Origin of the sequence: Lysinibacillus sp. NPDC093688, assembly GCF_050280145.1 — a bacterium.
GTDB classification, from domain to species: Bacteria; Bacillota; Bacilli; order Bacillales_A; family Planococcaceae; genus Lysinibacillus; species Lysinibacillus xylanilyticus_B.
In genome coordinates this window covers 355,259-379,837 of record NZ_JBNNUX010000001.1, presented here as the reverse complement: position 1 = coordinate 379,837, position 24,579 = coordinate 355,259, and the positions used below count along the sequence as shown (strand labels likewise).

At 34.3% G+C, this 24,579-nt stretch carries 27 protein-coding genes and 1 pseudogene; 3 read left to right on the top strand and 25 right to left on the bottom strand.

The window, feature by feature from the left end; all coding sequences use genetic code 11:
• Positions 1-193: 193 nt before the first annotated feature.
• The 13 genes from ACQKN2_RS01890 to ACQKN2_RS01830 form a co-directional block, all read right to left on the bottom strand.
• A complete protein-coding gene (locus ACQKN2_RS01890) occupies positions 194-1,363 on the bottom strand; it encodes a hypothetical protein (RefSeq protein ID WP_427413418.1) in 1,170 nt (389 codons plus the stop codon).
• Positions 1,364-1,376: 13 nt separating this feature from the next.
• A complete protein-coding gene (locus ACQKN2_RS01885; RefSeq protein WP_427413417.1) occupies positions 1,377-2,195 on the bottom strand; it encodes a hypothetical protein in 819 nt (272 codons plus the stop codon).
• A complete protein-coding gene (locus ACQKN2_RS01880) occupies positions 2,192-2,881 on the bottom strand; it encodes an ABC transporter ATP-binding protein (protein ID WP_427413416.1) in 690 nt (229 codons plus the stop codon). The genes ACQKN2_RS01885 and ACQKN2_RS01880 overlap by 4 nt, the downstream gene beginning before the upstream one ends.
• Positions 2,878-3,267: a GntR family transcriptional regulator gene (locus tag ACQKN2_RS01875; protein WP_053596876.1), complete on the bottom strand. Its 390-nt coding sequence runs from the start codon at positions 3,265-3,267 to the stop codon at positions 2,878-2,880. Before ACQKN2_RS01875 ends, ACQKN2_RS01880 begins: the two co-directional genes overlap by 4 nt.
• Positions 3,268-3,626: 359 nt before the next feature.
• Positions 3,627-4,112, bottom strand: a complete 486-nt coding sequence (locus ACQKN2_RS01870) for a hypothetical protein (RefSeq protein ID WP_427413415.1) — start codon at positions 4,110-4,112, stop codon at positions 3,627-3,629.
• A gap of 69 nt (positions 4,113-4,181) precedes the next feature.
• Positions 4,182-4,469 carry a hypothetical protein gene (locus tag ACQKN2_RS01865; RefSeq protein ID WP_427413414.1) on the bottom strand — a complete coding sequence of 96 codons (288 nt, stop codon included), beginning with the start codon at positions 4,467-4,469 and terminating at the stop codon, positions 4,182-4,184.
• 132 nt (positions 4,470-4,601) lie between these two features.
• Positions 4,602-4,895: a hypothetical protein gene (locus ACQKN2_RS01860; RefSeq protein WP_427413413.1), complete on the bottom strand. Its 294-nt coding sequence runs from the start codon at positions 4,893-4,895 to the stop codon at positions 4,602-4,604.
• Between the two features lie 292 nt (positions 4,896-5,187).
• A complete protein-coding gene (locus ACQKN2_RS01855; protein WP_427413412.1) occupies positions 5,188-5,757 on the bottom strand; it encodes a hypothetical protein in 570 nt (189 codons plus the stop codon).
• Between the two features lie 245 nt (positions 5,758-6,002).
• Positions 6,003-6,419 (bottom strand): NAD(+)--rifampin ADP-ribosyltransferase, encoded by a 417-nt coding sequence (arr, locus tag ACQKN2_RS01850; RefSeq protein WP_427413411.1) that lies wholly within the window; start codon positions 6,417-6,419, stop codon positions 6,003-6,005.
• Positions 6,420-6,540: 121 nt separating this feature from the next.
• Entirely contained in the window at positions 6,541-6,759 is a 219-nt protein-coding gene (locus ACQKN2_RS01845; RefSeq protein ID WP_427413410.1) for a hypothetical protein, read from the bottom strand.
• Positions 6,746-6,904 (bottom strand): hypothetical protein, encoded by a 159-nt coding sequence (locus ACQKN2_RS01840; protein ID WP_427413409.1) that lies wholly within the window; start codon positions 6,902-6,904, stop codon positions 6,746-6,748. The genes ACQKN2_RS01845 and ACQKN2_RS01840 overlap by 14 nt, the downstream gene beginning before the upstream one ends.
• 27 nt (positions 6,905-6,931) lie before the next feature.
• Complete coding sequence (locus ACQKN2_RS01835) at positions 6,932-7,381, bottom strand: GNAT family N-acetyltransferase (protein WP_427413408.1); 450 nt, start codon at positions 7,379-7,381, stop codon at positions 6,932-6,934.
• A 294-nt stretch (positions 7,382-7,675) separates the two neighbouring features.
• Complete coding sequence (locus tag ACQKN2_RS01830) at positions 7,676-8,173, bottom strand: hypothetical protein (RefSeq protein WP_427413407.1); 498 nt, start codon at positions 8,171-8,173, stop codon at positions 7,676-7,678.
• A 292-nt stretch (positions 8,174-8,465) separates the two neighbouring features.
• Between ACQKN2_RS01830 and ACQKN2_RS01825 the strand changes: the two genes are divergently transcribed.
• Together ACQKN2_RS01825 and ACQKN2_RS01820 are read left to right on the top strand one after the other, a co-directional pair.
• Complete coding sequence (locus ACQKN2_RS01825) at positions 8,466-8,957, top strand: RNA polymerase sigma factor (RefSeq protein WP_427413406.1); 492 nt, start codon at positions 8,466-8,468, stop codon at positions 8,955-8,957.
• Entirely contained in the window at positions 8,957-9,868 is a 912-nt protein-coding gene (locus ACQKN2_RS01820; protein WP_427413405.1) for a sigma factor regulator N-terminal domain-containing protein, read from the top strand. Before ACQKN2_RS01825 ends, ACQKN2_RS01820 begins: the two co-directional genes overlap by 1 nt.
• A 197-nt stretch (positions 9,869-10,065) precedes the next feature.
• Here ACQKN2_RS01820 and ACQKN2_RS01815 read toward each other — a convergent pair whose 3' ends face one another.
• The 7 genes from ACQKN2_RS01815 to ACQKN2_RS01785 all read right to left on the bottom strand — a co-directional run bounded on the left by ACQKN2_RS01815 (position 10,066) and on the right by ACQKN2_RS01785 (position 16,679).
• Positions 10,066-10,458, bottom strand: a complete 393-nt coding sequence (locus ACQKN2_RS01815) for a DUF5071 domain-containing protein (protein WP_427413404.1) — start codon at positions 10,456-10,458, stop codon at positions 10,066-10,068.
• Between the two features lie 173 nt (positions 10,459-10,631).
• The gene (locus ACQKN2_RS01810) at positions 10,632-11,039 is read right to left on the bottom strand and encodes a DUF6157 family protein (protein WP_427413403.1); all 408 of its coding nucleotides are present in this window, start codon (positions 11,037-11,039) and stop codon (positions 10,632-10,634) included.
• A 129-nt stretch (positions 11,040-11,168) separates the two neighbouring features.
• The gene (locus ACQKN2_RS01805) at positions 11,169-11,489 is read right to left on the bottom strand and encodes a putative quinol monooxygenase (RefSeq protein ID WP_427413402.1); all 321 of its coding nucleotides are present in this window, start codon (positions 11,487-11,489) and stop codon (positions 11,169-11,171) included.
• A gap of 266 nt (positions 11,490-11,755) precedes the next feature.
• Positions 11,756-12,349 carry a DUF2441 domain-containing protein gene (locus tag ACQKN2_RS01800; protein WP_427413401.1) on the bottom strand — a complete coding sequence of 198 codons (594 nt, stop codon included), beginning with the start codon at positions 12,347-12,349 and terminating at the stop codon, positions 11,756-11,758.
• 240 nt (positions 12,350-12,589) lie between these two features.
• Positions 12,590-14,419, bottom strand: coding sequence for an ABC transporter ATP-binding protein (locus ACQKN2_RS01795; protein ID WP_427413400.1), 1,830 nt, complete (start codon positions 14,417-14,419; stop codon positions 12,590-12,592).
• Positions 14,412-16,175 (bottom strand): ABC transporter ATP-binding protein, encoded by a 1,764-nt coding sequence (locus ACQKN2_RS01790; protein WP_427413399.1) that lies wholly within the window; start codon positions 16,173-16,175, stop codon positions 14,412-14,414. The genes ACQKN2_RS01795 and ACQKN2_RS01790 overlap by 8 nt, the downstream gene beginning before the upstream one ends.
• Before the next feature lie 72 nt (positions 16,176-16,247).
• Entirely contained in the window at positions 16,248-16,679 is a 432-nt protein-coding gene (locus tag ACQKN2_RS01785) for a MarR family winged helix-turn-helix transcriptional regulator (RefSeq protein ID WP_427413398.1), read from the bottom strand.
• 382 nt (positions 16,680-17,061) lie between these two features.
• On the opposite strand from ACQKN2_RS01785, the gene ACQKN2_RS01780 reads away from it, so the two are divergent.
• Positions 17,062-17,574 carry a peroxiredoxin family protein gene (locus tag ACQKN2_RS01780; RefSeq protein WP_427413397.1) on the top strand — a complete coding sequence of 171 codons (513 nt, stop codon included), beginning with the start codon at positions 17,062-17,064 and terminating at the stop codon, positions 17,572-17,574.
• Between the two features lie 202 nt (positions 17,575-17,776).
• Here ACQKN2_RS01780 and ACQKN2_RS01775 read toward each other — a convergent pair whose 3' ends face one another.
• The 5 genes and pseudogenes from ACQKN2_RS01775 to ACQKN2_RS01755 all read right to left on the bottom strand — a co-directional run.
• Positions 17,777-18,622 (bottom strand): nucleotidyltransferase, encoded by an 846-nt coding sequence (locus ACQKN2_RS01775; RefSeq protein WP_427413396.1) that lies wholly within the window; start codon positions 18,620-18,622, stop codon positions 17,777-17,779.
• A 275-nt stretch (positions 18,623-18,897) separates the two neighbouring features.
• Complete coding sequence (locus ACQKN2_RS01770; RefSeq protein WP_427413395.1) at positions 18,898-20,523, bottom strand: DNA topoisomerase; 1,626 nt, start codon at positions 20,521-20,523, stop codon at positions 18,898-18,900.
• Between the two features lie 122 nt (positions 20,524-20,645).
• Complete coding sequence (gene ltrA, locus ACQKN2_RS01765) at positions 20,646-22,541, bottom strand: group II intron reverse transcriptase/maturase (protein ID WP_427413394.1); 1,896 nt, start codon at positions 22,539-22,541, stop codon at positions 20,646-20,648.
• 697 nt (positions 22,542-23,238) lie between these two features.
• Complete coding sequence (locus ACQKN2_RS01760; protein WP_427413393.1) at positions 23,239-23,790, bottom strand: toprim domain-containing protein; 552 nt, start codon at positions 23,788-23,790, stop codon at positions 23,239-23,241.
• Between the two features lie 554 nt (positions 23,791-24,344).
• Positions 24,345-24,579, bottom strand: a pseudogene (locus tag ACQKN2_RS01755) (hypothetical protein); the annotation flags it as partial.

The following is a 24,579-nucleotide window of genomic DNA, read 5'->3' as shown; positions in this document are numbered from 1 at the left end:
ACTAACCTACTCCGTTAGCTCAATAAGAATAGTTGCCTTTAACTTTACCCAGTGACTAATTTCATTATCGGCATACTGTCATTAGTATTCCACAAATATCCACCCAAGGAACAAAAAACGGCAGATATGAATCTTAGAATTCATATCTGCCAAAGTTGCTTACTCTAATTTATTAAAATGTCTGTTCTTCAATTTAATGAATGTTGTTATATATTTGCTCGATATAAAGTGAGTAATCTGCATCTAGTTTTTCTTTATTTTCAATGATGATTTTACCTTCATATAATGATTCACCTGTCCGTAAATCACCGATAAGGAACAAATGACCATCCGAAACACGATCGACTAAATATAGCTTACCATCTGTAATCTGTATAGAAGGTTTTTCTTTAGCATTAGCAATGCTTGGATATTTAAAGCTGATAGGTTCTTCCCACTGATTCTTCTCTATATTATAACGGTTCAGTACTAAACCATTGGTTGAACGAACAGGAATGAATATATCTGTTCCTTGAAGAATGATCGAGTTCTTATATGATTTTAATTCGGCTGGAATTGTCCATTCCTTCACTTCATTATTGAGATAGTTATACAGATACATTGAGCTAGAGATAATTTCACGCTCACCATCTTCTAGATATTTGTATTTTTCAACCATATATAAGAAATAATTTTCATTTTGTATTTTATTATAGTCATTAAATATATCGATGTTGACCCGGCTTACCTCATCTGACTCTACAATAATTGAGTCTTGTTCTAATTCCTTTTTGTTTTCATCAACCGTATATAAGTGCAACTCTTCCTCATTATTGAGATTGCTTGTTGCTATTATTTTTATTTTTCCATTTTCTACATAGACATCTCTCTCATTGATCCAGTCATATCTTACTTGGTCTGGCATATTGATTTCAAATGAAGAACTTTCATTTGTATTTTTATCAAGTATATCGATTTGCAGAGTGAAAGAATCACCTCGGCCCTCTTTATTTGAAAAAAACGTGTAAATTAAACGGTCTTCATCTTCAAAATACTGTCCAGGATTAAATTGTTTTCCACGCATAAACTTACGGTGTTCTTGAATATATTTTTGAAACATCACAGGGTTATTTCTTCCTATCACCTCTCCAATAAAAGACCCGCTCTGATTAGTCGAACCATCCTTTGATATATCAAACCTACGAAAAATATTATCACTTTGATAACTTGCATGAAGGATAAGATTTTCGATTTCTCCCTTATTCCCGCTAATAGTTTCAATTTTAAAAGATACATCCTTTGCCATTGCCTGTTGAATATAGTAAGTACCGATTGTCGTCACGATGATTAAACTAATCAATATCGTTTTCCAATATTTTTTCATTGTCTTTCCCCCCTTAAACCCTGATTTTATATTTTAGTAAATGATTCGCGATCCAAATGGCACTCCCTAATATGATGATGCTCATTACCAGTTCCATTAGAAAGACTTCAAGTGAGTAAAAATAGCCACTAGAAAATCCATTCAATAATATTGGCGCAATAAAGACTCCGAATGAAAGCAAGCCATAAACGATTGCGAAAAAAATGCCTTTTAAACCGTAACTTCGCTCAATTAAAATGGCAGTGAATACTACTGCTACAAAGATTAGCCCGACACCATAATACAGGATAAATTCTGTAAAGGTATTCGGATACAGCCAGTCCCATCTTTCTAAACTATTAATATCAAAATTTGATTGGAAATCTGTTGGTATAATACTTTTAACAATTTGTATTTCAATCGGTATTAACAAAATTTGCATGGTAACTAAACCAAGTACCAAAAGCATAATAGTCGTTAATTTCGCGAAATAAATAGTAATTCTTTCCGTTGGCAACATTAATAATCTGTAAATAAACGTATTTTTTCCAAACCAATCCCGATACCAAATAAAGAAAACATAAATCATCAACATGGCGATGCTAAAAAAGATTGGGATCAAAAACCATTCAGACTCAATGAAATGTTGAAAAGAGAAAATCCCGTATTGCTCCAAATATTGGCTCATTGATAGTTGATTTTTATACATTACCTGATCTGTTCTATTCATATATCCTTTTGACACGACAATCGCCCCAATGAACTGAGTGCCAATTATCAATCCTATTAAAGTTAGGTACAGTTTGAAAAATCGATTTACTTCGAAATTAAGAAGTTTTAAATAGTTTTTCATCCACGATACACCTCTCTCATGACATCAACTACTGATTTCCCTTCCTTTTCACGCACTTCCTCTACGCTAAATTCTTTTAATACTTCACCGTTATCAATAAGCACTGCTCTATCAATCAAGTGTTCTATATCACTAATTTCATGGGTTGTGATAATCACGCCACGATCTTCAATTAAATGGCTTGTAAACACTTCGGCAATCTGTTCACGGGAGAAAATATCAATACCAGAGAACGGTTCATCCATCAGTAAGTAATCGACATTCAATGCCAAACCTAGTATCATATTGACTTTAGCCATATTCCCCTTTGATAGATTGGCAATTCGTTCAGTAGGGTCTAGTTTAAAAAATTGCAGCAGCTCTTCTGCCCTTTGAGGATCCCAGTTTTTATAAAAATCGGCCATGAACGCAAAGGCATCACAAATTTTCATTTGCGGCAACATCGTAATCGTATCTGGAATAAAGGTAATTTTTTCAAAGCTTTCTTTCCTAATTTTTTCCCCATCGATCAAAATTTCACCGCTATTAATCGGAGTGAGCGCCATAATAGCTTTCATGATTGTCGTCTTTCCTACTCCGTTTATACCGATTAAACAAGTAATTTCACCTTTTTCTGCAGTGAATGAAAGACCTTTTAATACCTGTTTTCTGCCATATTTTTTCTTGACATTTTTCACTTCGATCATTTCGATTCCTCCGCTTCTCCGCTTTCGGCATCATGCTTTTTCTTAACTAGTTCCAATACTTCGGATAACGGCACATCAATGGATTTAATAGAACCTAAAAATAAGTCGACCGCTTCGATAATCAATTCCTCACGGACACTTTTAAGGACCGCTTCATCTTTAGTAATACAGCTCGGCATATTCCCCTCAGTAAATATCAATCCTTGTTCCTCCATTTCCTTGTAAGCTCGTTGTGCGGTATTTGGGTTAATCTTCAGCTGATTAGCTAGTTCTCTTCTTGACGGAATCTCCTGACCTGGTTCAAAATACCCCTTGGCGATTTGCTCTTTAAAATGCCGGATAACCTGGACATACACTGGATCCCGATTATTAAACTTTACAGTCAATTACCTCAACCCCCAGAAAATCATATTTTCGTGTATTAAGTACTTAATACAGATTGGGCATAATGGTAGGCTAAGTACTTTTAAAGAACCATCCGCTATATTATTTAGCCATTACCCCGCTAATCGGATTCGGCGTATTAACAACTTAATACACCATCCTCAAAAAAATGTACAAGTGTATTAAGTACACAATACACTCTTCGTAATGTATTATATGCTTAATACACTTTTTATGTCAATCAAATCCATGGAAATAATTCTCAACATTTAAAAAGACAACCAATTGTGAGACTAATTTGCCACGAAAGTTTAAGTAGAAAAAGGCTCTACCCCTTATTGAAGAAAAGTACTCCGTTAGTTTAAAAAGACATTCCTGCTTCTTTTAATGCAAGATAATAAACCTCATCGTTTGATTTTTGAACATCAGTCTCCAGCAATTCTTTTCTAATGCTACTAAATAGGTCACTTGTAATGTTAGGAAATGTGTTTTCCCAATCCTCTCTTTTATTCAGATTGTTTAGCGATTCAATGATAACAAAATAAATGTTCGGGTATTGCTTCTTAATGTCGGAAGAATATTTTAAAAACTCTTTAAGGTACTTATCAAAATGATGACAGTCGTATTCTTCAACACCTGTATAGAATGGAAATCCACTTTCGTCTTCCCACTCAAAGAGAAGTCCCGAAAAAGCAGTAAGTGAACCTGCTCTATATCTGAAATTATCATCATTAAAATGTTTATAATAGGGGTACAACAATTTGCCACACCAGTCTAAGTCTATTATCCCACCCATTGTTATTATTTCATTATGTAACAGGACCAGTTTTTCATTAATTGAACTCATTGATAGTCCTCCTTAAACAGTTTATTTGTTTTTCCATATTCAAGTAGCCTGCCCCGTTAGTGAAAATAATTATAATTTTACTGTCCAAATTTTATAGATGATTTGACCATTTATTGCTGTTTTTCCTGTACAGACACCGATTTGCAAATTGTTATGAACAGCCCATTGAGGAAAAAGGGATGCTAAATATTTAATTACCTTTTCATCAGGTGTTACATATCCTACATTATTTTTATCACTTAAATAGGCAACAAAATCTGAATATAATGCTTCTGTCCATTCTTTAACTTCAAACTCCGAATCAAAAATACGGTTATCCTCTTTATAGCTTCCATTTATCCATTTAACATTCTCCATTGAATCCACCTCATTTCTAAGTTTCTCCTCAACGATTGCTATATTATTATGCTAACCTGCTCCGTAAGTTCAATAAAGAAAAAAGAGCTGCCTCTAGTGTAAATTCCCATCTTGAAGTAAGACCCCGTTAGCTTAATAACAATTTAATCTATCGTTTAAAAATCCTTTAAAACGCTGCCGTTCCTCTTTGTCCCCTTGCAATTTTCTAACCACCTTTCTCGATGATAGATATCGCCTAATCTCTTCATCTTCTTCTATCAATTTAATCTTAGATGGTTCAGCAATCATTAGTTCCTGGAACCAGTATTTATCTTTAATTAAATTTATATTAATTTCAATCTTTTCTTCTTTTGAAAGGGTAAGGTATCTAAGATAAGAAAAAAAGTATTTAATCATACCCCAAACTGCTTCTTCGTTCATCTTCATTTAAATCCCTCATATATATTTTTATTGTTCACAAACCTGCTTCTTTAGTAAAAAACATCCTCACTTGTTGGAGAAACTCCACCGTTCCTATTTCATTCCATAGAATACTTTACCTATCAAATCTTAACAATGTATTTCCTTATTTTATATATGTAATTTTTTCCTCCTTCGACTAAACTGTGTCGTTAGTTCATTAAGAAAAAAAGAGCTGCCTATGCAACTCAATGATCTTCAAGTAAAGCTCCCCGTTTGTTTAAGAACAATTCTTCACAAACTTTTCTAACTCTACATTTCACTCAATATTTTTATTCAACAAATTAAGTTCCTCATCAAGTGATGTGCCACTGTCCTTCTTTGTAATTTCAAAAGGTTTTTTATAAAGACAAGCATATTTCAAAGCAAGAAAACCATCGACTGGAAATGTGGAACTTTGCCATTCTTGACGGTATCCTAAAATTCCCCTTTGCTTAATAATTCGGTCCAATTCTTTTACTACACATAGTACAAATTCATCAAAGTTGCATTTCGTCTTTAATACCGTTTTAGGCAAATTAGGATTCATTTTTCTATCTGCAATAGGATTTTGAACTTCTGTAATGATAATTTCTAAGTCTTCAAAATCACGCTTAAATTCCCAACGCAATAAATATGGGCCAGTATGCCACTCAATACCTCCATTGATTTTATGAAAAGCACCCTCTTTCCAACTTAAATTGCATAATGGATGTATTGATGCTAAATATGAAACAAAGTCTCCGAGAGCATCTGAATGAAAAGTAGGATAAAACTCAAATTTTTGCTCGTTAATCTCTAAAACACAGGTTGCATTACCACTTTTAATATTTACATATGAAAATCTCAAATTAGACCACCTCCACAATATATCAAAGCCCATAATATATATTTCTTTAACATAATAGTTTAACCCTTTTTGCGTTAACCTGCTTCGTTAGTTCAACAAAGAAAAAAGAGCTGCTTACGCAACTCAATTTTCTTCATGCAAAGCTCCCCATTCATGTTACAAGCTACTCTATACTACCAACTTATTACCTTCTTGTAATTGCCCCATTAGCTCATGTCTTTGCGGTAGTTGTAGTAATGTGCGAATCAATCGTATATTATATATTGTCCTTGTTCACTTAAATTTTTTAAAGATGTAAGCATATGACTTATTTCTTCATCTGAATGTCTTTCCCATGAACTTAATTCTGCTATTATTTTCAAAGGAGATTTAGATCTATAAGAACGTGTTGGGTTTCCAGGAAATCGTTTGTCAGTTAAGTTCGGATCATCTTCAAAATCACCTAATGGCTCTACAATATAAATTCTCTCTTTTGATTTAGGTCTTGCTAATTCAGCACCCCATTTAGCCGCGTCTAATGTTGCAGTAAAATATATATGGTTAGATTTTTTATCCTGATAATTGGATAAGCGCAAAGGTTCAAGCAGGTCTCCGATTTTCAGTTCTGCTTTAGTACCATGAAAGAACGGACCGGGATCTAAGATATTTTTTTTGTCATTCATATATACGCACCCCTTATACTTTTTTTGACTTGCGTATAACAGTATACGGTAAGGAATGGGTGAAAAAGTAGTCTATAAATAATTATCAAATGGGGTTATAATATAAGTAGAGAGTAAGACGTTAACGGTATTCAACCGTTTTTTGAAAGCGAGTTTTGCGTAAACTGAGATGAATTTGTCCAAACATTTTTCCAGCTTCATAGATGTTTTTTTCTTTGCCTGAGTATTTCTTGCCTTTTATAAATGGATAAACAACAAAATTTGTATCCTCATATTTTTGAGGGTTATCTACTTGTAACTTAACGGGTGTTACAACATTTATCCGTTTATCTTTTAGCATTCTTTGCTCTTCTTTGCGTACACTTTACAACAACATCCTTAACCCCACATTTCACTTGATATACTGGAGAATATGGATAAATGCTTAAAGGCTCTTCTTTAACTTTAAATCCAAATATATTCAAAATCTCTTTTCCATTCATCATTTTTAACCACCTATTCCTGATAATCATTTATTTGGATACCCATTCATATTGAATATCAGCTAAATTTTCTTCATTTTCATGTCCTCTACCTATGATTTCAAATCCTTGTTTTTCATAAAATCGTTGTGCATTTTCATTTACTTCAAATGTGTATAATGTTAATCTCCCACTTGATTGTGCTTTTACTTTATCTAGTAATGTATGACCTATACCGATCCCTTGATAATCTATATGAATATATAGTTGGCTTATTTCCCTTTCATTATAGGCAATCATTCCAACTACTTTTTCATCAATTAAAGCTAAATCTATTTGAAACTGTTCAGGCAATATATGATTTAAAAAATAAACGTGACTTTCAAAGCTGTGAATTTCTTTCTGACCAATAGCCTGTTCCTTACTATTTCGCCACATATCCACTGTTTGTTCAGCGTATTTGGGATTATACTGAGTAATTATCATTTTATGTCGGTTCACTACAATACCTCCTCAAGTTTCGTTTACTGCTTAATATATAATTCGATGAATACTACCTGTTGCAGGTATATTAGCATTAATAAAGCTTTTTGCTAATTTCTTTCACTAATCTGCGCCGTTAGTTTAAGTACATTTCTTCACAATCATCAAATCGATTTTAAAATAAATATCCAACAAAAAAATTCAGCTCTAAGGAAAATGAACTGCTCTTTTAATGAAAAAGCAATTGCTCTACTTGAACAATCGCACCCTTAAGTTTACATGTAAATCTTCACATTCTAAGATTGTAGACACTTATTTCTTCCATCCTACAGCTATATCGTTGGAGGGGAATTCAATCACCAATTTCATTTGAGGTGAATAAATATATCTGTCCCAATTTCTTACCTCTTCAACTCTATGTATAATTTTAATCAGTTTTGTTTTAATGACATGTTGAGAGTAAAGGTCAATAATATAGCAAATTTCATTATTTACTTTATGATTTTTAATGACTAGTTCAGCTAATGCACCTTCATAGTCAACAAAGTTAGAAAATATAGTTTTGTAAAACATAAGTGTCCATTCAATTCCGTTAGCACCAAATGGAAATTCATCAAATAATTCATCTGTAATTTTTTTTGAATCTTCCTTTGATAATATTTCTACGTCCTCTTTAGAATCAGTAGTTGGAAATAACTCATTCACTTTCTTTAAAACAGTTTCGTATTCTCTTTTTTCCTCTTCCATTAATTCTTTTTGTTTTTGCTTGGCTAGCAACTCTTTTAAACGTTCCTTTTTATCCTTCACCATAGTCACTCTAACAATTTCGTATATTATATTTGATAGTATACAAATTCCGTCGTTCACTAGCTTGCTAACAATCCGTTCTACAACTTCAATAGTAATTATACTGCTTTCAGAGGATTTCAAAGTTCGGATACGCTTACTATCAAGTCACGAATACTTGAAATTTGTCCCCTTAAATCGATTTATACATGATATTTCTATATCGATCGAAATATTTACAATTTCATATAAAATTAATTTATGTGTATACATTTGGAAACGCTCATTCGTTGTATAAGTATAAGGAGGACAAAAGATGAAAAAAGAAGACGCACTAGCCTCCTATCTTATTAATTTAGGAGAGGAAGTGTTCCGCCTATTACTAGCGAAAGGAGCCAAAAAAGAGGATGCGGAAGATATTATACAAAATACCTTTTATAAAGTTTATCTATTGCTGGATGACTTAACAGAAAGAAATTTACGTCCGTGGTTTTTTAGAGTATCACTTAATGAATATATTGACTTGAAAAGGAAAAAAGAGCAAAAGAACATTTACTTAAGCGAGGAAATCTATTCAAAGCTACGACATATAGACTGCGAGATTAATACGATTTTAAATAATGATGAGATTTTCTATTTATTAAAAGACGTCAAAACAGAATATAAGGAAATTTTCTTTTTAAAGTATTACTATGAATTTTCTTATGAAGAGATTGCAACTATTTTGGACATACAAATAGACAGCGTAAAGCAAAAATTATACCGTGCACGTAAATCTATTCACTCAAAAATAGGAGGAAAACGTTAATGGATATTTCAATCAAAACCGCTTTAAAAAAAGCGAAACGAAAACAACTTCTAAAAATCATCATTACTTCAATTATTGTCGTACTGATTCTAATACCAATCTTCTATATAACAGGCAACTACTTTGCAGCCAAAGGTTCTACTCGACTTCATGATTCACTTTTCTTACATAATGCAATTGCCGAACCGAATATTCAAATAGACTCTCAAGTAACAGCTAATTCATCCATGTTTGGTGGTAATATTATTTCGAATCGTTCAAAAAATATTAATGGCTATGTAGTTCCTTGGAGCACACTTACGAGTTCGTATCATTGGATTCGCTTGGATATTGACACCAATGAATTTGCACCTGGCTTTTATTGGTCTGACACAGGTTTTTATGAGTATGATAAACAAACAAAAACTAAAGTGGCGACATTTTATCATCCTTCTATTCAAGAGTATTTTGATGGTGAACAAAATGAACTCAGTGAAGTTTCTCAAATAAAAAACTACGTGGCGGAAGTTGCTATTTCTTTTGATCAACCGTATACATACCAAGAAATACAGGCAAAAATCCCCAATAATTTAAACATTGTATGGCTGTATATGGCTTCGCATATTGCAGATGAAAGTAAAGGACCTTCTGGGGTATCGGTTTATGGATTTGAACTATCTTCATCACCAAAAGATGCTTATAATGGATTTATTGATGCGCTCAAAAAATATGATGCTAGTGGTATGGATGAAACTATTCAAGAGTTTTTAAAATTGAATAAAAACAAAAAATGGGATGAAGTAGAAATCTTAGGGGTAATGCTGACGGGCCAAGCCCAAAATTTTAAAGCCCTAGAAAATCAAAGTTTTGTTCGTGGAGCTTCAGTAGGCGCCACTGCACAAATGGTACCTTATATTAAACCAGAAAAATAACGGGGCGAGCTTAGAATTACAATTGGTCTTACTTTACAGTAAGTGGCTGGATATACAGAGCAAAACAATTATAAGTCCCTATTTTGCAGTTGTAATTGTATGAAAGAAAATGAGGCAGTACCCAAAATCGGTACTGTCTCTTTTTCTAAGTACTTCTTTAACTAATCTGCTGCGTTAGCTAAAAAAAGGGGATTTTTTTAGATTGTTTCCAAAATCTCTTTTGCGACTTCATCAAGTTCTTCTGCGAGTTCATTATGTGTAGGTGTTTCAGCAACTCTTGTTAAATACCCTCTAAACTGAGCTCTTGACTCTACTGGCAATTCAATAACCAAAAAGTTTAAAATAAACCACTTCCAGTTTTCGTCATCTGAAGATAAAACATCTTGCACATGTGGGACAATTTCTTCTGGAAAAGTTAAAAGTAATTCTAATACACTTGGTGCTACTGGCCAATTCATATCTTGAATCCATTCAAGAAGGTTAGGCAGTAAAGGTAATATTTTATCTCTATCCATTTTTTTAATCATTTCTACTCTATCATTATCAGATTTATTTCTAGGTAAAACATCTCCAAAGTTTTCCACATGCATCCCTCCCTTTGATTTTTATACATGGCAATTTATTTATTATATCAGTCTTTATTAAACTAAACTGCCACGTAAGTTCAAGATGAAGGGATTGTTCCACTGTACATTAGTCTCGGAATGTGTAACGAATCTTTTGTATTAACTCAAGGCAGATAAAAGAGTCGTTAATTCTTTCGTTATTTTCCACTCCGTTTAGAACGCATACCTTTTAATAAAGTGATATTATCCGAATTGAGAAATTGCTCGTACCCTTCACTATTCACATCATATATTGCAAGTTTTCCTTCATCATCGTAATGTATTCCCCACCCATATTTCTTTACCAATGGTGAAGCTCTAAAACACGCTTTAGGTTTTTGGAAAAAATGTTCTCTGGATTCATCTAATTGATCTGATTTAATTTGGTTTTTAATCAAATAGGTTTGAAACTGTACATCTTCCTGCGTATATTTGTAAGGGTTATTACTGATTAAGTCATATTCAATTGAAGCTATAGTAGGTTTGTTATTTCTTGGGAGAGGTGTAATAGCTGAATTAACTTCCGAATCCTCTGAAATTTTAATAAAAGTATTTTTATAACTCATTATATTAATCCCTCCTGTAACCATTTACATTAGTTACCTTGATAATATAATAAAATCATTAGTTGAACCACAATAAGAAAAAAGAGCTGAAGACTATCATTTTTGATCTAGATTCTTACATTCGTTAGCTTAATTAAAATTCGATGGAATGCACTTACCACCCTTTGTTTTTAGGGTGCTGATTCTCTCCATTCCAGTAATGATTGATTTTGCACTCTTTATTAATGTTTGTGTAGCTTCAAGCGTTAGCGACGCTTGATGGGCATTATCATTACTCCACACTTCATAAACATAAACACAATTTGGTTCGCTTTCAGAAACATTTACGAAATATATCTCGCATTCATCAAGATTCTTCATTGATTCCGCTGCTTCTAACAAAATATCTACCATTTTGTCACGTTCGCCCTCTTGTATCGTAAACTTCTCAAATAAACTGAATTTGTTCATTATGAACCTCCTTCATTTTGTCAAATATTTATAATTTCTACATCCGACCTCTGTTATCCTATTATTTCCACGAACAAAAACTAATACTCCTATTTCGCCTATTCCCTTAATTCGCAACTCATTAGTATGTTGTCACAAATAAATACTTACTCTACTAAACTTCATCGTTAGTTCAACAAAAAAGCGTTAATCCTTTTTGGATCAACGCGCCCGATAATCGAACAAATCCCGTATCACAGCACATGCCTTTTACGAGTTTCCAGAAATCAAGATGAAAAATCATGAACAATTTCTACCACTTCAATTTTTCCGTTTATTAAAATTTCTGTAAGCTCGTTTTTAACCTTACCCTTCCAATATTCTCTAGCTTGTTCAATTTTTTGAGAAAACGGAACCCCATCCTCCTTTGGTAAAAGATTTGCATCACCTTCAAAATAATTCCCAATAACTCGAAGTTTAACAATCTGTAAAACATTACGATTGTATGAATCAAATATTTCTTTCCATTTCAAAGCGTCTTCATAGCTTTTTGCAGTGTATAAGCAAGACAATCTTGAAGGATATTCAGGATGTTCTTGTAGTCTAACCATTTCTACCACTACTTCTCTAATGGCTCTGATTGTTTGTCCTACATACTTAATAGCTACTTCGGTATTCTCTTTATTAATGTTCATGCCCTCATTTGTATAATGACCGTATAAAATTTTAATAAAGTCTTCACCCTTAGAGTTTAATTGTTCCCTTTCAAAAAAGAAGCTATATAAGGTGTTTTTTTGGTTCTTGTCAAAGTTAATGATCTGCCCTGTGCTCATTTTATTTCTAGTAACGATATGATAAACAAAAAGTTCTTTCTCGTTCATGATCTGCCTCCTGTTGGTCTTAATTATTAACTATCATTTCACCAGAATAATAGAGTATTTTTCGAACTAACTGCGCCGTTCATTTAAGTACATTTCTTCACAATCTCAAAATCGATTTTAACATAAATATCCAATAAAAAAATCACCTCACAGAAAATCTAACGAGGTGATTATTATCAATCTTTTTTACGAAGCTACACACTGCCTTAGTAACCAAAAGTGAATAGATAGCATTCAATTTTAAGAAACATTTTCAAACTGACTATTGTATAGATCCGCATAGAATCCTTTTTCTGCTAGCAGCTCTTCATGATTACCACTTTCAATAATATCTCCGTCTTTCATCACTAAAATCAAATCGGCATTTTTAATAGTTGAAAGTCGATGTGCAATCACAAATGATGTTCTTCCCACCATCAATTTATCCATTGCTTGTTGAATAAGTGCTTCAGTACGCGTGTCAACGGAACTAGTAGCCTCATCTAAAATAAGTAATGGTGCTTTTTTAATCATTGCCCTTGCAATCGTAATGAGCTGTTTCTGTCCTACAGATAAACTTGTATTATCATTTAAAACTGTGTCATAACCTTTCGGCAAGGTTTTAATAAAGTGGTGCAAACCTACTGCCTTACAAGCTGCAACTACTTCTTCATCGGTTACATTATCTTTGTTATAAACGATATTTTCCTTAACGGTACCTTCGAATAGCCAAGTATCTTGCAGCACCATGCAAAATAAATCGTGAACATTTTTACGAGTAATCGACTTAATTGGTACGCCCTCAATCATGATTTCCCCGCTATCTACTTCATAGAAACGCATGAGAAGATTAACAAGCGTCGTTTTCCCAGCCCCAGTAGGTCCGACAATGGCAACCTTTTGACCTTCTTTTATCTGAGCAGAGAAATCTTTAATAATAAGTTTCTCTTTCGTATACCCGAACTTAACGTTTTCAAATTTCACATTACCTTTAACATCCTTGGCTTCTAAAGTGGCTTTCTTATCACTTTCATCTTTAAGCTCCTCTTCTTGTAAGAACTCAAATACACGTTCACTTGCTGCGGCAGTTGACTGCAAGCTTGTAGCTGCCTGTGCTAACTGAGCCAATGGTTGTGTAAATAGTCGGATATAAACCATAAATGAAACAATAACACCAAATGTAATGGAACCTTTCACTGCAAGTGCAGCCCCTACGACACAAACAACAACATAACCTAAATTTCCAATAAAGATCATGAGAGGCATCATCATGCCCGACATAAACTGTGCGCGCCAAGCGCTATTAAAAAGACTTTCATTGATTTCATTAAATTCTTGCTTCGCTGCTTTTTCACCGTTATAAACTTTCATGACATCATGCCCTGAATAGATTTCTTCAATATGGCCATTTATTCTACCAAGGTCTTGCTGCTGGCGTACGAAGTATTTTCGGGATTTGGATATAATAAAGGTCATTAATACAAATCCAACGAAAGTTGCAGCAATGGCAGAAAGAGCCATCGTAACATTAATATAGAACATCATAATCAATGATCCGAAGAACATAACACCTGCTGTCACTAACGAACCAATACTTTGATTTAGAGACTGACCAATCATATCTACATCATTCGTGACACGACTTAACACATCACCATACGATGTTGAGTCAAAGTATTTCAACGGTAATTTATCGATTTTGTTCGAAATATCTGTACGTAACCTTTTAGAAACTCGCTGTGTAATAGTAGCCATAATAAACGCCTGAATGTAATTGAAAATAAAACTCAATCCATACAAAATAGCAAGGAGCAGACCAATTTTTCCTATTGCCGTAATATCAATCTCACCTTTAATGCCATCAATTATCAAATCAGTTATCTCACTAAGCTTATTGGGTCCAATGATCGTAAAAATGGTTCCTGCAACTGCCAATACAAGTGCAAAAAGAATCGCTGGTAAGTAAGGTTTACAATAGGCAATCAACTTTCCCCAAGGCTTTTTAAAATTTTTAGGCTTTTCTCCAGGAGCTGCCATATGACCTGGGCCACCGGGACCTCTTCGGGGCTTATTTGTTTGTTTATTACTCATTGTCCAACTCCTCCTTCGATAGCTGAGAATAAGCGATTTCCTGATAAGTCTTACAAGTTTTCAATAATTCACTATGTTTCCCCATACCTACGATTTTACCTTCATCAAGAACAATGATTTTATCAGCATCTTTAATCGTTCCAATTCGTTGTGCCACAATCAAAGTGGTTACACCTTGTGTTTCTTTTTTCAAGGTAGAACGAAGTTGACGGTCTGTTTTATAATCTAGAGCTGAGAATGAATCATCAAAAATAAAGATTTCTGGATTTCTATTCACTGCTCTTGCAATAGAAAGACGTTGTTTTTGTCCTCCTGAAAGATTTGTACCACCTTGAGCAATAGCCGCTTCATATTGGTCATCCATGTTCTCCACAAATTCTTTACCTTGGGCAATTTCCACCGCTTTTTTAATCTCCTCATCTGTTGATGGAGTCTGGCCGTTACCACCGTAGGCAACATTAGATTTTACTGTACCTGAAAATAGTACGACTTTTTGAGAAACGTAACCAATCTTATTATGGAGAGCTTCTTGTGCATATTCTTTTACATTAATGCCATCGACGAATACTTCACCCTCAGTTGCATCGTAAAATCTTGGGAGTAAATTAATCAGCGTACTCTTACCACTACCAGTAGAACCGATGAAAGCGACAGTTTCCCCTTTATGTGCTGTAAAGCTAATATTTTCTAAAACATAGTCCTCTGCATTAGGATATTTAAAGCTAACATTACGCAGTTCAATTTCACCTTTGATCCCCTTAGGTGACGATTGCTTTTCTCCATCAATAATTGTCTGAGGTGTATTTAGCACTTCATTAATACGCGCTGCAGATACTGCTGCTCTTGGCAGTAAAATGAACGTCATTGATAATAACATAAATGCCATAACTACCTGTATTGCATAAGATGAAAATACGACCATATCACTGAATATACCGATTCTATCCATAACCCCTGCATTATTAATTAAATGCGCTCCAATCCAATAGATTGAAAGAGTTAAACCTGACATAATCAGACCCATCCCCGGCTGCATAAGGGCCATAAGTCGGTTCACGAAAAGATTTGTATCCGTTAAATCCTTATTTACTTTTTCAAATTTTTCTTCCTGATATTGTTGTGCGTTATACGCATGAACAACACGAATACCAGTTAAACTTTCTCTTGTTACTCGGTTAAGATTATCTGTCATTTTTTGAACGACTTTAAATTTTGGTATCACAAAGATGATCAGGTTGCCTATCAAAATAAGTAAAACAATGACAGCTACTCCTGTTGCCACTGACCACTCCCAGCTTTTCCCGGTAATCTTCAAAATAGCCCATACTGCAAGGATAGGAGCCTTAATCATGACTTGAAGACCCATTGCAACAGTCTGCTGTATTTGCGTTATATCATTAGTAGAACGAGTAATTAGACTTGCGATTGAAAAACCATTAATCTCCTCCATAGAAAAAGATAAAGTTTTGTCAAATACGCCTTTTCGCAATTCCTTTGAAAGAGATGTTGCTACCCTTGCCGCAAAATACCCAACAATGACTGCCAATATCATACTGCCAAGGGCACATAAAAGCATCTTCCCTCCAGCTGCCCATATTTCGCTCGTTTTACTGCCCTCTGTTTGTACAAGGGTTGTAATTTTAGCCATATAATCCGGCAACTTTAAATCCAAATAAACTTGACCTACAATGAACACAATACTAGCAATAATAAGCGTCCATTCTTTCGGTTTTAAGTATTTAAATATTTTCAACATATTCGCAGTCCCCCTCATTTTAGTTAGCACGCTAACTATATAGTCGTAAAAAGCTTCAATATAGCATCTTCTTCAAGATTCTATATTTTCTTTCATAGCATCCATTACTTCAAAAAAAACGTCAAGTTTCTCTTCCGGGATACCTGTTAGTAATTTTTGTTCAAGAATCGCTCTACGAGTCATGATACTGTCATGTATTTTCAGCGCGTCTTCTGTTAATACAATTTTTTTAAGTCTTGAATCATAGGGAACAGATTGCCTTGTGACCAAACCATTATTTTCCATAGTTTTTAGTGTTCTAGAAGCTGTTGATTTACGAATAGAAAAGTCTCTTTCAAAATCCTTTTGAAAGACATCTTTATCTTGGTTTTTGTAAAGATAACTAATCGTCCAACCATGCATGGCAGTAAGGTTTTCTTTTTCCAAAAGTGTATGGTCCAATTGTCTTCTCATTAAAAGCGATAATGTACGAAACTCTAATCCAACTGATCTCCTTTTGCTCAATTTTTCTACCTCCAATATTTCTACGGCCTAACTATCGTATTAAAAACTAGTTTATTAGTTTTCCTAGTGGAACATCTCCATAATAAAGATACTTTAGTCCTTAGGTGCCGATGGATCATGTTGCGATTTATCTTCGTATTCAGTTTGCCATATTGTCTTTAAATAATCCAACAATAAAGTATGCTTATAAATGTCAAAATAACAATGACAATGTGCTTGGGTACATAAATAATTTCCAATAAAGTACGAATGACATAAAAATTGTTAGAGAAGAAAATTCACCTCCAATGATCCTCGGTAATTTGGGTATACATATCTAATTTAAAATAGGAAATAATACAAAGTGGTAATTAGATTTTCAATTTTAAGGAGGATAAGTAGTATGCCTACATTTAATTTGCGTGACAAAGTACCTGATTTCACTCTTCCAGCAGTGAATGGAGAAGAATTCTCTTTTGTATCCCATCAAAGCCAGCATAAAAGTTGGCATCTTATTATCTTTTTCAGAGGATCATGGTGCCCTGCTTGTATTCATGAATTAAAAGAGCTTGAAGAAAGCAAAAGTTATTTTGAAGGCAAGAATGTACATCTAATTACCATCTCAACGGATCAGTTAGATAATTTAAAGAAAATGGTTGATGAGCTCAACCTTACTTTTACCGTCTTAGCTGATGAAGAGTTAAAAACATTACAAGCATATGATGTTTTTTATCATGGTGAAGATGCCCCATATGAGGATCATGGCACGCACGGAGAGCCAGCCTATTTCCTAGTTGATGAAAATGGACAACTATTATATCAACAAAAACAAACAAGTCCATTTGGACGCCCAACATCTACTGAACTTCGCAAAATCGTCCAATATATTGGAAAAAATTTAAAGTCAAATCAATAAACAAAAGTGATCGGGCGCAATAGTAGAACAACATAAGTAGAAAATGATCCATCTTAATGTATTTTTTAACTATCGTAAATATGAAGTAAATACTTAAATATAAAAGGTAATCACATATGATGATGTGATTACCTTTTTCTTAAAGGCTAAAAAACAACACTAATTCCATTTGAGGTAGCTAACGAGAATTTGATTTCGGAAGTTATTTTATTATCATGTTTAATTCTCTATTAGGGTTATAGCATTGTAGCCATTTATCAGCTTCACTAACCATCCACGTTCCAAATTCATTTAAAAACGATAACAATTGGTTTGTATCTATTATGGGTGTTATGGCATATTCAAGTGCCTTTCTCATGTCGCCTTCCTTTTCAGGGTAATATTTAGAAAACACTTTATAAGCGGGGTATAAATCCCTTGTATATGTGTTTTCCTTGGTTATGACAAGTGCAAACCCTGCTCTTACTATAATTTTCATAATCCACTTGCAACAATCTTTAATATCCTCTATATCCGAATTATCTTGAAGATCATCACAGGCATTTTTAATTTGACCATGTAAATGAATAAGATGGTCATTTGCTAAAGCATCGTTCGCTTTATATCTAGGTAATTGAGGTATTAAGTCTTCTCCAAACACACATATTCCATGAGTTTGGAGTATGAAACTAATGATAGAAAATGATGACGTATTTAAAAGATCTTCTTTGCAGTAAACACTTAGTTCAATACCATCTACACAAGTATGTTTTTGATTTAATTCTTGTTCCACTTCTTTTATCCGCTTTAACTGCAGTTTATTAGGGTTTTGCTTAGTAATCGCTATTGTGTCTAAGTCAGCTACTCCTTCAATACCTATTCCTTTTGGAATGGATCCCCTTATGTATACACTATGGAAGTCATCTTGAAGAAGGGTGGAATACGTATGAACCACATCGTTTATCACAGGAAGAAAAATAGGGTTGATTTTATTCCAATCTGAATCGTTAATAATGAGTCCATCACTATCCGTAACACATAAGCTTCCAATTTCTCTAATTGTAGTCATCACATTTCTCCTTTTATAAATTTATAGTAACTCTGCGCCCATCGCTGTGGGTTTTATATTCTAACGAATAAAAACACGACAGCACATAGTCATTTTTTTGAATATCTGATTATTATATCTATTTCGCATAAAAATAGGATAGCATGCTCTATATCGAACACGCTATCCTACTTTCATTTTGGAATTACTTAGGATTGAGATACCCTTCAAAAACTATACTTAACTTTTAATCCTTATTTTCAGCAAACTCCATCTTCCAGCTAAAGTATTCGCTTTTACTTTTCATTAAACTCAAATTCAATTTTTCCTTCTACCAAACGGAGTGACGCGTTAAATTGTTTACCATTCTTTGATTTAAACCCTTTAACCACAGCTGTTTTACCAACCTTACATAAATCATTAATGTTCTTTTCAGTTAGTTTTTTTCCTAATAGCCTTCCTGGGAACGTTTGCTTACAACCATTTTTATAATTCGAACAACCGTAAAAACTTTTACGCAAACCTATCTTTCCTACTTTACAGGTTGGACACGTCACAATATCTTTCACAGTAGCTGGTTTAAACTGCTCAGCTTCAATTGTAAGTGACTCTATCTGGTTAGGTACCTCCGCTATTAATTGATTAACAAACTTACCTATGCTTTCAATAAAATGTTTTGCAGAGCCTTCCCCACGACCAATTTTATTTAAATAAATTTCCCATTTTGCTGTCATAGATGGACTTGAAAGTAAAGTCCCTTCAATTGCCCGACATAAAAGCGCCCCTTTAGGCGTAATGCTCACTATGTTTTTTCGTACTTCAATAAATCCATGCTTTTTAATCGTCTCTATAATGCCGCTCCGAGTTGCTTCTGTGCCAATACCTTCAATCGATTTCAGCACCTCGATTTCCTCTTCATCCTCAACTGATTTACCGCATGTTTTCATCATCGTAATAAGTTGCCCTTCGGTATAAGGTTTAGGAGGAGTTGTCGTGCCTTCTAGAATAGAAATCTTACTTTGTACCATCTCATCTTGGAAAACGATAGGTAACGACTCTTCACGCTCCTTTAACTCTCTTTCACTTGAAAACAATTCTTTCCAACCTTTTACAAGTTCTGTTTTCCCTACCGTTTTAAACTCTATTTTTTTGACATTCGTTAAAATCGTTTTTTCATCGTATTCATAATCTTGATGGAACATAGCAAGTGTCGTATTGACTATCTCGAAATAAATATTGCGTTCATCAGCATTCATTGATTGTAACGCTTTTTCTGTCGGCACTTTTTTCGTTGGAATAATAGCATAGTGCTCCCCAACGTTGGCACTGTCGACGTAGCGTTTGTTATTCCCTCGATTTATCGCATTAAATGACTTTCCCACGAGCTGCTGATATTTTGCCAATGATTCATTTAAATAAGCAAACTCATTATGTGTAATGAGCTGTGAATCGGTACGTGGGTAAGAAACGAGCTTTTTCTCATAAAGTGATTGCGTAAGTTTCAACACATGCGACGGACTGTATTTCCAACGTTTATTGGCGTTGGCTTGTAATGTTGATAATGCATGTAGTTTGGGTGGTGCAATACGCTTCGTTTTGTTCGTTACACTCGTAATTAGACCCGTATCCATCGGTTCAACCCCATGTTGTTGCAATAATTGCACAGCCTCTGCACGCTCTTTTGTTTTTAACTTTGCCTTCCCTTTATATGCACCATTTTGTGCTTTAAAAACCCCTTCAATTTCATAAAAATTTTCAGGCTTGAAATGTTCGATTTCCTGTTGTCTTTTATAAATTAAATATACGGTTGGCGATTGCACACGTCCGATGGAGATACTACCCTTAAAGCCTTTTTTTTGTAAAAGTAGAGTATATAGGCGACTACAGTATAGCAATAGGTAAGACTTTGAAGTTATCTCCATCTTTTCCCCTGCTCCACACCGTGCGTGCGAGTTTCCCCGCACACGGCGTTCCCTCAATTTTGTCTTATCTTAGTTTCCCCTAATCTAGTAACGTTTTTGATACGCAAAATATCATTTTCATCTTATAAAATTGTTTGGCATTGAATAGCCTTATTACCAATCTTTAAACGGAATTTGTTGATTTTCTCTAATTGATTTTGGTTTAAGTCAAACGAGTTTAACATTGAATTAATGATTATTGCTTCGTTGGTGTGAATCAATTTATGAATATCACTATGAACAATCACTAGATTGTTATATCTATCATCATTGGACACATGGTAAGGTGTGATGTGATGGCAGTGAATCTCATTGAAGAGTAACTCACGCCCTGATACTGCACATTTACCGTGTTGAGCGACAAATTTAGATATTCTGTTGTCATTATATTCAATCGTTGCTCTATCGTTAATAACAGGATTCTCTCGTAACCATTGAAGTACGTATTCAGGTACTAGTGTTTGGTTTTTATGTATTTCAGCCCTCCCCGTAGGGGTAAACTTACATACACTTTTCTTTTTACCAATAGGTTTCCTATGCTTCACATATCCAATGGGAATGATTGGACTACCACATAGAAATCTCATATTACTAGATTTTATGTATCTATGAATACCTTTATCTTTGGTTTTGATTTCGCCTGTTTTGCTTAACCCACGTAGACGGTTTTTCATACTCTTGATAATAGAGTAGTGGATACCTTTAAAATCAATTGATATGTGTGAAGCAATTCCGTAATAATTATGAATACCTATCACTAAAGCGTTGTATCTACTAATTTCTGCGATCGTTTTATTTGAATTTGGGCTTTTTTGAATAGCTTGCAACTGATTTTTCAGTTGAAATCTGATACTTTGTATAGCCTTTTGCGACACATGTGTGTGCATGACATACCTTTTGCCTTTCTTTTCAGCCTTTATCTCAAACCCTAAGAACGCACTTCGTTCCGTCCGTAGGTACGTAATTCCTGACTTTTCGGTCGAAATAGGTAGCCTAAGTCTATCCTCCAACCACAACTTACTAGCATTTAATATACGTTCAGCAGTGTTTTTGTCTTTACAGAAGATTTTGAAGTCATCTGCATATCTGATATAGTAGAATTCTTTAAGTGACGTGCTTGACCTAAGTTTTCGGTAGTGGTTAGATTTCACTTCACCTTTACCTTTAGCATATTGATTGATGATTTCTTTACAGTGACGGTTTTGCCACTGATTAGACATCCACCAATCGAATTCATTAAGGTTAATGTTGGCAAGTAAGGGCGATAGCACAGCTCCTTGTGGTGTCCCTTTAGTTGGTATTACCACTTTGCCGTTAGGTAACTTTATTGGAGATTTCAGCATTTTCCCAATAATGGCTAATAACTTTTTATCTCTAATGCCTAAAGTCCATAGTTGTTTCATAAGTTTGCTATGGCATACTTCGTCAAAGAAACCTTTGATGTCTACATCAACTACGTATTGACACTGGTTGAAGTTAATTCTGTTACCACAGGCAGCAATTGCCTGCTCTACTGCCCTGTTAGGTCTGAAACCATAGCTGTGCTCACTGAATTTCGCTTCGCAGATTGGTTCAAGTACTTGAAGAATACTTTGTTGTGCCAACCTATCCCATATCGAACCTATTCCAAGAGGTCTTGTTTTGCCATTTGGTTTAGGTATATCGACACGTTTAACTTTCCTAGGTTGATACCAAGCAAAGCGTTTTTTCATGATAGTTAGGTAATCATTGGTACTAAGTTTTTCAATGTCTTTAATTGATAGCTTGTCAATTCCTGCTGTATAACTACCTTTATTGCGTTTTATGTTACGATACGCAAGTAGGAGGTTTTCATCAGAAATAATGTATTGCATAAGATTCTTGAAGTTTGCGTTTTTGGAACTATTGAGATAAAGCGTGTCGAACACATCAGTCATGCCATAATATTCGGCATGCCTTAACTTGCTATCTTTCAGTTCCTCTGTTGACTTGTTACTCATAGTTAATCACTTCCTATCGGACGTGTTTTAGTTGTCTTACACGAACCTATGAAAAATGATTAGGGTTTCTGATAATTAAACAAAATTGACTTGTGGCTATTGCTCCGTTCTCATTACAAGAACATCAACGCTCATGCCACTACTCTCACTAGAACTAAACAAGGTTGTTCACTATTTGCGTATTCCCTTGTAACGCTTCTACGAGTGTGTCCTCTCCACGTTTCTAGCTTTCCACGTTGCCCCATTTCTATCTAACTTACATTAGGTTAGGTGCTGACTATGCCCCACCATTTTATCCAACGCCTTTAACGTTGCATGGTCTTTCATAGAATGAATTCTTACTTGACCACAAAATGATGAACCTGGATTTCTCAAGGCCAGTCGTTGGGACGTACATTCGCCAGTTCGTCAGTGTATTACCACATTCTCACCATACTAAGTTTTTAACGACTTCCGGATTATCATATACGGACAATACCTCTATTGCCTTTTCGGTTTTTCAATTGAATACTACGGTATACTTCACCCGACTTCACCGAGCTTCACACCACTTTCGATTACACATTCTACTCATAGCATGTCGGAGTATTAAAGATAGCGTTTCAAGGCGTTACCCTGTCATTCCACTATTCGAAATAGGACTTTATTCCATTTAAAGTTTTCACTTCACGTTTGGAATAAGATAGCTTTTCACTATCTAACGTGTCGCACTCATACCTACTAACCAATCGCTAATTTGACGTGTTTTTGCTTCTTGGTACATGAGCAAATCACGCTCATTACTTTGCATATTATTAAAACCTTTTCGAATTTCCTCAACCTCTAATGAATTGATCCATAATCGTTTAACAGGCTTATTTACTTTCGTCATTTTTAATAGTGAGTAGAAGATATTTGAACCCTCACGTTCACTATCGCAGCAGTTATAAATCATTGTTATTTGCGGATCATTAAAGATTTTTTTTACAGCATTAAATTGTGTATACATTTTCGAGACAACTTTATCTTCAAATTTTTGAGGAATGATAGGTAATGATCCAAGCGACCATTTCTCCCATTCCTTTTGATATTCTTTTGGTTCCTTTAATTCAACAAGATGACCTACTGCCCAAGTAATTACTGCACCTTCAGGAAAAGTAGAACAAGGTTCCAATTCAATAAATACTTTCTCTTTTTGTTTAATTTTAAATGCGTCTGCATAAGCTCTTGCTTGAGATGGTTTCTCTGCCAAAATGGCGATTTTCCCCATTAATCATCACATCTTCTTTAAAATATTTTAGTAGCTTTATATATAAACAATAAACTCAACTAATCAGATTAGTTGAGTTTATTGTGAAATACCTTACTACTATCTTACTTTAAACAATGTAAAATATCACTTACTAAAATCTATGTACCAGGAGTGTAATACGTGTCATTCTATAAAGCTTATTATCATCCCATTCATCAGGGGACAATTCTTTGATTGTATTGAAAAATGCACAAAAAATCGCTATGTACCTATTGGAACATAGCGATTTTCGTATGAGGAGAACATTTCATCAGCTATTGGAAGTGTAGTTTTTTCTATAGTAAATGTTTCTCCATTGGGGGGAGTTTATATGAACCTCTATGAAGAGGGATGTTTAGAAAGCTCAAGTACAAATATTACTGTATTTTATTTAAGTTTGTTTTTTTACTTCTTATTCTGATCTGCATCAAATTGGCTTATTGCTCCCGAGTGTACCTATTCGTGCTAGTTAAATAGCTTATACCTTCTCTTTAATTACCGCTGGTTTGCTTACTGAACTACTCACTTTACTTTTATCTCTTAATTCCAAGAGCTTCATCAAGTTGTTTTGTTGCTTTTTCTTTCGTTAATGTACCTGCTTCTGCTTGGCTGAAAATTTCTTGTACTTTTTCTTTAGAAATCTCATCTAAGTTAGTTGGTTTACTTAATGTTTTTTTATCTACCTTCATTCCAAGAGCTTCATCAAGTTGTTTTATTGCTTCCTCTATCGTTAATGTACCTGCCTCTACTAGGTTGAAAATTTCTTGT

Bases quoted from the DNA above. Each gene is read 5' to 3' on its own strand.
- ACQKN2_RS01890 (WP_427413418.1), bottom strand. From the start codon at position 1,363: ATGAAAAAATATTGGAAAACGATATTGATTAGTTTAATCATCGTGACG.
- ACQKN2_RS01885 (WP_427413417.1), bottom strand. From the start codon at position 2,195: ATGAAAAACTATTTAAAACTTCTTAATTTCGAAGTAAATCGATTTTTC.
- ACQKN2_RS01880 (WP_427413416.1), bottom strand. From the start codon at position 2,881: ATGATCGAAGTGAAAAATGTCAAGAAAAAATATGGCAGAAAACAGGTA.
- ACQKN2_RS01870 (WP_427413415.1), bottom strand. From the start codon at position 4,112: ATGAGTTCAATTAATGAAAAACTGGTCCTGTTACATAATGAAATAATA.
- ACQKN2_RS01865 (WP_427413414.1), bottom strand. From the start codon at position 4,469: ATGGAGAATGTTAAATGGATAAATGGAAGCTATAAAGAGGATAACCGT.
- ACQKN2_RS01860 (WP_427413413.1), bottom strand. From the start codon at position 4,895: ATGAAGATGAACGAAGAAGCAGTTTGGGGTATGATTAAATACTTTTTT.
- arr (WP_427413411.1), bottom strand. From the start codon at position 6,419: ATGAATGACAAAAAAAATATCTTAGATCCCGGTCCGTTCTTTCATGGT.
- ACQKN2_RS01845 (WP_427413410.1), bottom strand. From the start codon at position 6,759: ATGCTAAAAGATAAACGGATAAATGTTGTAACACCCGTTAAGTTACAA.
- ACQKN2_RS01840 (WP_427413409.1), bottom strand. From the start codon at position 6,904: ATGATGAATGGAAAAGAGATTTTGAATATATTTGGATTTAAAGTTAAA.
- ACQKN2_RS01830 (WP_427413407.1), bottom strand. From the start codon at position 8,173: ATGGTGAAGGATAAAAAGGAACGTTTAAAAGAGTTGCTAGCCAAGCAA.
- ACQKN2_RS01825 (WP_427413406.1), top strand. From the start codon at position 8,466: ATGAAAAAAGAAGACGCACTAGCCTCCTATCTTATTAATTTAGGAGAG.
- ACQKN2_RS01820 (WP_427413405.1), top strand. From the start codon at position 8,957: ATGGATATTTCAATCAAAACCGCTTTAAAAAAAGCGAAACGAAAACAA.
- ACQKN2_RS01815 (WP_427413404.1), bottom strand. From the start codon at position 10,458: ATGCATGTGGAAAACTTTGGAGATGTTTTACCTAGAAATAAATCTGAT.
- ACQKN2_RS01810 (WP_427413403.1), bottom strand. From the start codon at position 11,039: ATGAGTTATAAAAATACTTTTATTAAAATTTCAGAGGATTCGGAAGTT.
- ACQKN2_RS01805 (WP_427413402.1), bottom strand. From the start codon at position 11,489: ATGAACAAATTCAGTTTATTTGAGAAGTTTACGATACAAGAGGGCGAA.
- ACQKN2_RS01800 (WP_427413401.1), bottom strand. From the start codon at position 12,349: ATGAACGAGAAAGAACTTTTTGTTTATCATATCGTTACTAGAAATAAA.
- ACQKN2_RS01795 (WP_427413400.1), bottom strand. From the start codon at position 14,419: ATGAGTAATAAACAAACAAATAAGCCCCGAAGAGGTCCCGGTGGCCCA.
- ACQKN2_RS01790 (WP_427413399.1), bottom strand. From the start codon at position 16,175: ATGTTGAAAATATTTAAATACTTAAAACCGAAAGAATGGACGCTTATT.
- ACQKN2_RS01780 (WP_427413397.1), top strand. From the start codon at position 17,062: ATGCCTACATTTAATTTGCGTGACAAAGTACCTGATTTCACTCTTCCA.
- ACQKN2_RS01775 (WP_427413396.1), bottom strand. From the start codon at position 18,622: ATGACTACAATTAGAGAAATTGGAAGCTTATGTGTTACGGATAGTGAT.
- ACQKN2_RS01770 (WP_427413395.1), bottom strand. From the start codon at position 20,523: ATGGAGATAACTTCAAAGTCTTACCTATTGCTATACTGTAGTCGCCTA.
- ltrA (WP_427413394.1), bottom strand. From the start codon at position 22,541: ATGAGTAACAAGTCAACAGAGGAACTGAAAGATAGCAAGTTAAGGCAT.
- ACQKN2_RS01760 (WP_427413393.1), bottom strand. From the start codon at position 23,790: ATGGGGAAAATCGCCATTTTGGCAGAGAAACCATCTCAAGCAAGAGCT.